The following is a 6,974-nucleotide window of genomic DNA, read 5'->3' on the forward strand; positions in this document are numbered from 1 at the left end:
TCCCGAGGAGAGAAGATCAATGGGGATCAACAACCGCATCGACATGCCCTACGACGAGCTGGAGGTCGGCCAGGTCTTCCGCACCGGCGGGCGGACGATCACCGAGGCCGACGTCGTCAACTACTGCGCGCTGACCGGCAACTGGATCGAGATCCACTCCAACAAGCACTACGCCGAGCAGACCCGGTTCGGGAAGCGGCTGGTGCAGGGCTCGCTGACGTACTCGATCATGACCGGGCTGATCCAGTTCGGCCCGTCGATCCAGGCGAACTACGGGATCGACAACCTGCGCTACCTCAAGCCGGTCGCGATCGACGACACGATCTACGTGACCGCCGAGGTCACCGCGAAGAAGGAAAAGGACGAGAAGTACGGCGTCACCACCTTCCTGATGAAGGCTCTCAACCAGGACGGCTACGTGGTGCAGCGCAGCGAGTGGAGCCTGCTGATGCTGCGCCGCCGCGACGACCTCGAAGAGCTGCTCGCGGCGTCCCTGCCGACGGAGAAGCAGCCGGAGAGGAAGTGAGCGCCGGGGAACCGGTCGCCGCGATCGTCGGGATGGGCGACGCGTATGCGTCGAAGGCCGACCGGAAAGACCCGCTGCAACTGGCCACCGAGGCGACGATGGCCGCGCTGGCCGACGCCGGGATCGGCAAGCACCAGGTGGACGCGGTGTTCACCGGGCGCTCGCCGTGGGCGGACAAGCGGTCCCAGTGGAGCAATATCTTCATCTCGCACCTGCAGATGCCGGTTACGCTCAACAGCGAGATCACGCTGCACGGGGCGGGCCTGACGTCGACCATCGCGGTGGCGTCGCAGATGATCGCGGCCGGCGCGGCGGAATACGTGCTGTGCGTCCAGAGCGACGCGACCGAACTGTTCGTGGACGCCGTGGCGATGGGCTCCGAAGCCGATTCAGACCCGCAGTACGAGGTGCCTTACGGCCCGACCATCCCGTCGCTGTACGCGCAGGCCGCGCACCGGTACTTCCACGAATACGGGATGACCGAAGAAGATCTCGCCGACGTCGCGATCGCCAACCAGCGGTGGGGTGCGCAGCATCCGCACGCGGCGAAGCGCAAGCACGGCGAGGTCGACCGCGAGAAGGTGCTGTCGTCGCCGTACGTCGCCACGCCGCTGCGGCGGTGGATGTGCTCCACCTGGGGCGGTGGCACCGGCGGCGCGCTCGTAGTCACCTCCCCGGAGCGCGCGAAGGAAGCGCGCGACCCGGTCTGGGTGCACGGCTACGGTTCGGCGACGACGCACGAGTACCTCACCGACCGGATGAACATGCGGTCGGGCCGGTTCGCCGGGCTGGGCGAGTTCCCGAACCTCACGCACACCGCGACGGTCGAGGCCGCCCGTCAGGCGTTCACCCGATCCGGGCTCACTCCGTCCGATGTGGACATGCTGCAGCTGTCGGTGAACTTCGCGCACATGGGCCCGATCATCATGGAGGACCAGGGTTTCGCGAAGAAGGGTCACGGCATCGACGTGTACCGCGAGGGCCGCACCGGGGTTGACGGCGACCTGCCGACCGACACCAACGGCGGCTGGCTTTCCTTCGGGCAGCCGGGGATCTCGTGCAATATGGACAGTCTGGTCGAGGCGGTCCGGCAGTTGCGGGGGACCGCGCTGGGGCTGGCGCCGAAGCGGAAACCGCGCACGGTGCTGGTGCAGGGCGCGGGCGGAATGCTCGCCGCGGCGGGTGTGATGGTGTTGTCCGGCAACGACGCTGGGAGGCCGTGATGAGCGAGGACTGGCCGCAGCCGTACCGGCTGCCGGATGCCGAACCGTACTGGTCGGCGCTCGACGAGGAACGGCTCGCTTACCAGCGCTGCGGTTCGTGCGGCGAGGTCGTGTGGCCCGCGCACTCGTACTGTCCGCACTGCTCCGCCCGCTCGCTCGGCTGGGAACAGTCCCAGGGGCGCGGCACGGTGTGGTCCTACAGCACGATCACGCGCGGTCCGACGCCGGTGTGGGCGGCGATCGTGCCTTACACGGTCGGGTTCGTCGAACTGGCGGAGGGTTACCAGCTGTTCACCCAGATCGAAGCGGAACCGGACGCGATCGAGATCGGCATGCCGGTCGAGGTCCGCTTCGTGCGGCGCGGGGAGCAGACGCTCCCGGTGTTCGCCCCGGCAACGGAGGAATGACATGGCAGGCCCGCTCGACGGTGTGCGGATCCTGGACTTGACCTCGAACTTCATGGGGCCGTACGCGTCCCTGTTGCTCGCGGATCTCGGCGCCGACGTCGCGAAGGTGGAGTCCCCGGAAGGCGACACCACCCGCGGCGTCGGCCCGCGGCGAAATCCCGGGATGGCCGCGATCTTCCTGCACCTGAACCGGAACAAACGCAGCCTCGTGCTCGATCTGAAGCATCCGGACGGCCGCGACGCGCTCGTCCGCATGATGCGCTCGGCCGACGTCCTGCTGCACAGCCTGCGCCCGGCGGCGATGCACCGGCTCGGACTGTCCTATGCGGACGCCCGCGAGATCAATCCGCGGCTGGTGTACTGCGGCTGCTTCGGGTTCGGCCAGAACGGCCCCTACGCGGCGAAACCGGCTTACGACGACCTGATCCAGGCGGCGGTGGGCATGCCGGTGGTGCAGAGCCGCGGACAGGGCGAACCCGCGTACGTCGCGACGGCGATCGCCGACCGGGTGGTCGGCATGGCGACCTCGTCGGCGGTCACCGCAGCGTTGTACTACCGGGAACGCACCGGGCACGGGCAGGAGGTGCAGGTGCCGATGTTCGAGACGTTCGCCCATTTCGCGATGGGCGACCACCTCTACGGGCACACCTTCGTGCCGCCGATCGGGGACTGGGGCTACGCGCGGATGCTGAACGCGGACCGCCGCCCGTACCGGACTCTCGACGGCTACCTGGGCGTCAACATCTACACCACCCGGCATTGGCAGCGGTTCTTCGCCGCGGTCGGGCGGTCGGACCTGGCGGAGGACCCGCGGTTCGCCGACATCCACGGCCGGACGGAGAACATCGGCGAGCTGTACGCGTTCCTGGCCGAGGTCTTTGCCACCCGGTCCACCGACGAGTGGCTGAAGGTGCTCACCGAGGCGGACATCCCGGTCATCCGGATGAACACGCCGGAGACGCTGCTGAGCGATCCGCACATGAGCGACATCGGGTTCTTCGCGGAGCAGGACCATCCTTCGGAGGGACGGCTGCGCACCATCGGCATCCCGCAGCAGTGGAGCGAAAGCGCTCCCGAGCTGCGGTACCCCGCGCCTCGGCTGGGCGAGCATTCGGCGGAGCTGCTGGGGGAGTTCGGGTTCGGCGAGGACGAGATCGGTGCGCTGGCCGCCTCGGGCGCTGCCGGGATCGGAGTGCGCGATGACGCGTGAGCTTCCCCTGAGCGGGATCGTCGTGGTCGAGCTGAGCGACAGCGCCTCGGCGCCGTTCGCCGGCAAGATCCTGGCCGAGCTGGGTGCCGAGGTATGGAAGGTGGAGCGGCCGACCGGAGACTCGGCGCGCGGCTGGGGGCCGAGCGAGTGGAAGGGCGACGGGGCCGCGTTCCACGCGCTCAACCGCGGCCGTCGCTACCTCAGCCTCGACATCAAGGACCGCGAGCAGCTCGCCACGCTGCACCGGCTCATCGCCGAGCGGGCCGATGTCTTCCTGCACAACCTGCGTCCGGGCAGCGCCGCGAAATACGGTCTCGACGCGGAGAGCCTGCGGGTGACCAAGCCGGAGCTGGTGCACTGCGAGATCGGTGCGTTCGGCAAGGCCGGGCCGCTGCGCGAACTGCCCGGCTACGACCCGCTGATGCAGGCGTTCTCCGGGATCATGGACATCACCGGGGAGCACGACGGCGGGCCGGTGCGCGCCGGGGTGTCCATCGTGGACTTCGGTACCGGGATGTGGGCGGTGATCGGCATCCTCGCGGCGCTCAACCGGCGGCACGTCAAGCACACCGGCGCCGCGGTGGACGCGTCGCTGCTGGAGACGGCGATCGCGTGGAACTGCGTCGGCATCGCCGGGTACGGGGCAGACGGATACCCTGGCAGCAGGCACGGGTCCGGTGTGGCGTTCATCGTCCCGCACCGCGCGTTCGCGGCTTCGGACGGCGCACTGATCGTCAGCTGCGCCAACGACGCGTTGTTCGTCCGGCTGGCCGCCGCGCTCGGACACCCGGAATGGGCGGACGACCCGAGGTTCGCGACGAACGCCGCGAGGCTGGAGAACCGCGCCGAAATCGACCGGCTGATCGGCGAGCGGATCGCGAGCGGCACCCGCGCGCAGTGGCAGGACCGGCTGCAGGCGGCCGGGATCCCGTGCGCGCCGGTGCAGACGACCCCGGAGCTGGTCGGCCACGAGCAGACCCGGGAACTCGGCATCATCGGCGCGGCCGACGAGGGCGAGATCGGCGTCGTCGGGCTGCCCTTGTCCTTCGACGGCAGGCGCCCGCCGCCGCTGCCCGCGGTCCGCCCGATCGGCGCGGACAACGACCTGCTCGGCTCGGTGCTCCCGACCCGGGCCTGAACCCGTCCCCCGGACAGAAGTGGAAAGTGTCATGGCTGCGCCGTATTCGGAAAAGCAGTGGAGCGCGATCGAGTCCGCGCCCGCGAGCGAGGCTCGGGCGGTACAGGAAGACCGGTTGCGGGAGCAGTTGGCGTATGTGGCTGCGCGCAGTGTGTTCTATCAGGAGAAGTTCGCGGGGATCGACCTGGCGAAGGTTCGGACCGTCGAGGACCTGGCCGGATTGCCGTTCACGGAGAAGCAGGAACTGCGCGAGAGCCTGGCCGCGGCACCGCCGCTGGGGGCGCACGCGGCAGCGAGCCCGGACGAGATCGTGCAGATCCAGGCCTCCTCGGGGACCACGGGCAGCCCGTCGTATGTCGGGCTGACCCGCGGCGACATCGAAACGTGGTGCGAGCTGGGCGCGCGGGCGCTGTACGCGAACGGGTTCCGGCCGGGCGACCGGTTGCTGCACGCGTTCGGGATGAGCAAGGGGTTCGTCGGCGGATTGCCGGTGGTGCAGATCCTGCAGCACATGGGCATCGTCGACATCCCCATCGGAGCCGAGGCCGGAGCCGAACGCCTGCTGCGCGTGCAGGCCGACCAGCGGCCCAATGCGCTGATCGGCACCCCGTACTTCCTCGCCTACCTCGCCGAACAAGCACCGGCGATCGTGGGCATGGACGCTCGTGATCTGGGCGTTCGCGCGATCAGCGTCGGCGGCGAACCCGGCGGCGGGCTGCCCGCGGTGCGGGAGAAGCTGGAATCGCTGTGGGGCGCGACCTCGCGGGAGATGCTCGGCGGGACCGACATCGCCTGCACGTACTGGGGCGAATGCGAGGCCGCGAACGGGATGCACTTCCTGTCGCCGGACCTGATGGTCGCCGAACTCATCAACCCCGACACCGGCGAGCAGATCGCTCCGGTCGAGGGCGCGCAGGGCGAACTGGTGTACACCGCGCTGCGCAGGCAGGCGTCGCCGCTGGTGCGGTTCCGCACCCGCGACCACGTGATCGTGACCGGCACGGACTGCGCGTGCGGGAGGACCGGATACACGGTGCGGTGCATCGGGAGGACTGACGACATGCTGATCGTCCGCGGGATCAACGTGTTCCCGTCGGCGATCAAGCAGCTGGTGGCGGAGCTGGCCCCGGTCACCACCGGCGAGATGCGCATCCGCGCGGACTTCGAGGGACATTCCACGCAGAAGCCGCTGCCGCTCGTGGTCGAACACGCGGCTGGGTTGCCCGCGGAGAAACAGGCTGAACTCCGGACGTCCCTGGAAAGCCGGATCCGGTCCGCGTTGAACGTGAAAACCGCCGTCACGCTGGTCCCGGACGGCTCTTTGAAGCGCCCTGACCACGTGAAAGTCAACCTCGTCGAGCGGGTGCCCGCGCAGACCGCGTGATAGAGGTAGAGCGTGAGCGCGTTCAACAGGCTGCACCTGATCCGGCAGGTCGACCTCCTGACCCTGCGGCTGTTCCTGTCCGCGGTCGAGGAGAAGCAGATCGGGCTGGCCGCGATCCGGGAGAACGTCTCGGCGTCGACGGCGACGAAACGGATCCACGATCTCGAGGCCATCGCCGGCATCGAACTGCTGGACCGCGGCCCGCGCGGCGTGGTGCCGACGCCCGCGGGCGCGGTGCTGGCGCGGCACGTGCGGAAGATCTTCGGCAGTCTCGAGGACATCCGGTCGGAAATCGCGGCGTTCACCGAGGGAATGCAGGGAGATCTGACAATCGCTTCGGCGCGGTCGATCTTCGCGCCGTTTCTCGCCCGGGAACTCGGTGAATTCTACCGGCAATACCCGCAGGTCCGGTTGATCGTCCACGAAATCGAAAACCGGGAAATCGTGCAGGAGGTCGCGCGCGGCGAAGCGGACCTCGGCGTCTTCGCCGCCGCGCACGAGCTCGACCTGACCGGCGTGGACGTCACGCCGTACCGCCGCGACCGGATCGTGGTGGCGCTGCCGCGCGGGCACCGGTTCGCCGACCGGCTGAGCGTGACGTTCGCGGAGCTGCTGCCGGAGCCCCTGATCGCGGTGGGCCCGATGGCGGGCGCGTTCCGGGCCGCGGCGCGCCGGCTGGGCGAGGAGTTCGAGCCGGCGTTCACCGTGCGCAGCGGCGAGGTCGCGCTGAGCCTGGTCCAGGCCGGACTCGGGGTCGCGGCGCAGCCGGAGTGCATGGTGCCGCGGGAGTTCCTCGACCGGGTCGCGGTGGTCGAACTCGCCGAACCGTGGGCGGAGCGGAAAATCCACCTCGCGACCGCCGCGGGCCGCCGTCCGGGGCCGGCCTGCCGGGCGCTGATCGAGCAGCTGCTGGACCGGCCGGTGGACGAACCCCCAGTCTCGTGACAGCCCGCCTTCCCGCCGCGGCGCCCCTGGCTGGTTCCTGCGGTACGTGAGGGGAACCCTGAGGGAATCAGATTCTGAACTGGCCCCCGGAAGTTGGACTGGCTAAGTGAAGGTTAGGCGGCGGGGGTCTGGGCTCGGTAT

General features: G+C 69.4%; 7 protein-coding genes. All 7 read left to right on the forward strand.

Annotation, left to right across the window (positions count from 1 at the left end; all coding sequences use genetic code 11):
• The first annotated feature begins 19 nt into the window (after positions 1-19).
• Genes ACFSVL_RS46025 through ACFSVL_RS46055 form a run of 7 tightly spaced genes read left to right on the forward strand, consistent with a single transcriptional unit; the run spans position 20 to position 6,833 of the window.
• Positions 20-526, forward strand: coding sequence for a MaoC family dehydratase (locus tag ACFSVL_RS46025; RefSeq protein ID WP_378314414.1), 507 nt, complete (start codon positions 20-22; stop codon positions 524-526).
• Positions 523-1,749 (forward strand): thiolase family protein, encoded by a 1,227-nt coding sequence (locus ACFSVL_RS46030; protein WP_378314416.1) that lies wholly within the window; start codon positions 523-525, stop codon positions 1,747-1,749. Before ACFSVL_RS46025 ends, ACFSVL_RS46030 begins: the two co-directional genes overlap by 4 nt.
• Positions 1,749-2,156, forward strand: coding sequence for a Zn-ribbon domain-containing OB-fold protein (locus ACFSVL_RS46035; RefSeq protein ID WP_378314418.1), 408 nt, complete (start codon positions 1,749-1,751; stop codon positions 2,154-2,156). Before ACFSVL_RS46030 ends, ACFSVL_RS46035 begins: the two co-directional genes overlap by 1 nt.
• A gap of 1 nt (position 2,157) precedes the next feature.
• On the forward strand, positions 2,158-3,366 hold the full coding sequence (locus ACFSVL_RS46040) for a CaiB/BaiF CoA transferase family protein (RefSeq protein WP_378314420.1): 1,209 nt from the start codon (positions 2,158-2,160) through the stop codon (positions 3,364-3,366).
• The gene (locus ACFSVL_RS46045) at positions 3,356-4,504 is read left to right on the forward strand and encodes a CaiB/BaiF CoA transferase family protein (RefSeq protein ID WP_378314422.1); all 1,149 of its coding nucleotides are present in this window, start codon (positions 3,356-3,358) and stop codon (positions 4,502-4,504) included. Before ACFSVL_RS46040 ends, ACFSVL_RS46045 begins: the two co-directional genes overlap by 11 nt.
• 31 nt (positions 4,505-4,535) lie before the next feature.
• A complete protein-coding gene (locus tag ACFSVL_RS46050) occupies positions 4,536-5,888 on the forward strand; it encodes a phenylacetate--CoA ligase family protein (RefSeq protein WP_378314424.1) in 1,353 nt (450 codons plus the stop codon).
• A 12-nt stretch (positions 5,889-5,900) separates the two neighbouring features.
• Positions 5,901-6,833 carry a LysR family transcriptional regulator gene (locus ACFSVL_RS46055; RefSeq protein ID WP_370937529.1) on the forward strand — a complete coding sequence of 311 codons (933 nt, stop codon included), beginning with the start codon at positions 5,901-5,903 and terminating at the stop codon, positions 6,831-6,833.
• Positions 6,834-6,974: the final 141 nt, after the last annotated feature.

Source organism: Amycolatopsis silviterrae (assembly GCF_042684085.1).
GTDB classification, from domain to species: Bacteria; Actinomycetota; Actinomycetes; order Mycobacteriales; family Pseudonocardiaceae; genus Amycolatopsis; species Amycolatopsis silviterrae.

Excerpts from the sequence above, each read along its gene's own strand:
- ACFSVL_RS46025 (WP_378314414.1), top strand. The coding sequence starts at position 20 with ATGGGGATCAACAACCGCATCGACATGCCCTACGACGAGCTGGAGGTC.
- ACFSVL_RS46035 (WP_378314418.1), top strand. The coding sequence starts at position 1,749 with ATGAGCGAGGACTGGCCGCAGCCGTACCGGCTGCCGGATGCCGAACCG.
- ACFSVL_RS46040 (WP_378314420.1), top strand. The coding sequence starts at position 2,158 with ATGGCAGGCCCGCTCGACGGTGTGCGGATCCTGGACTTGACCTCGAAC.
- ACFSVL_RS46045 (WP_378314422.1), top strand. The coding sequence starts at position 3,356 with ATGACGCGTGAGCTTCCCCTGAGCGGGATCGTCGTGGTCGAGCTGAGC.
- ACFSVL_RS46050 (WP_378314424.1), top strand. The coding sequence starts at position 4,536 with ATGGCTGCGCCGTATTCGGAAAAGCAGTGGAGCGCGATCGAGTCCGCG.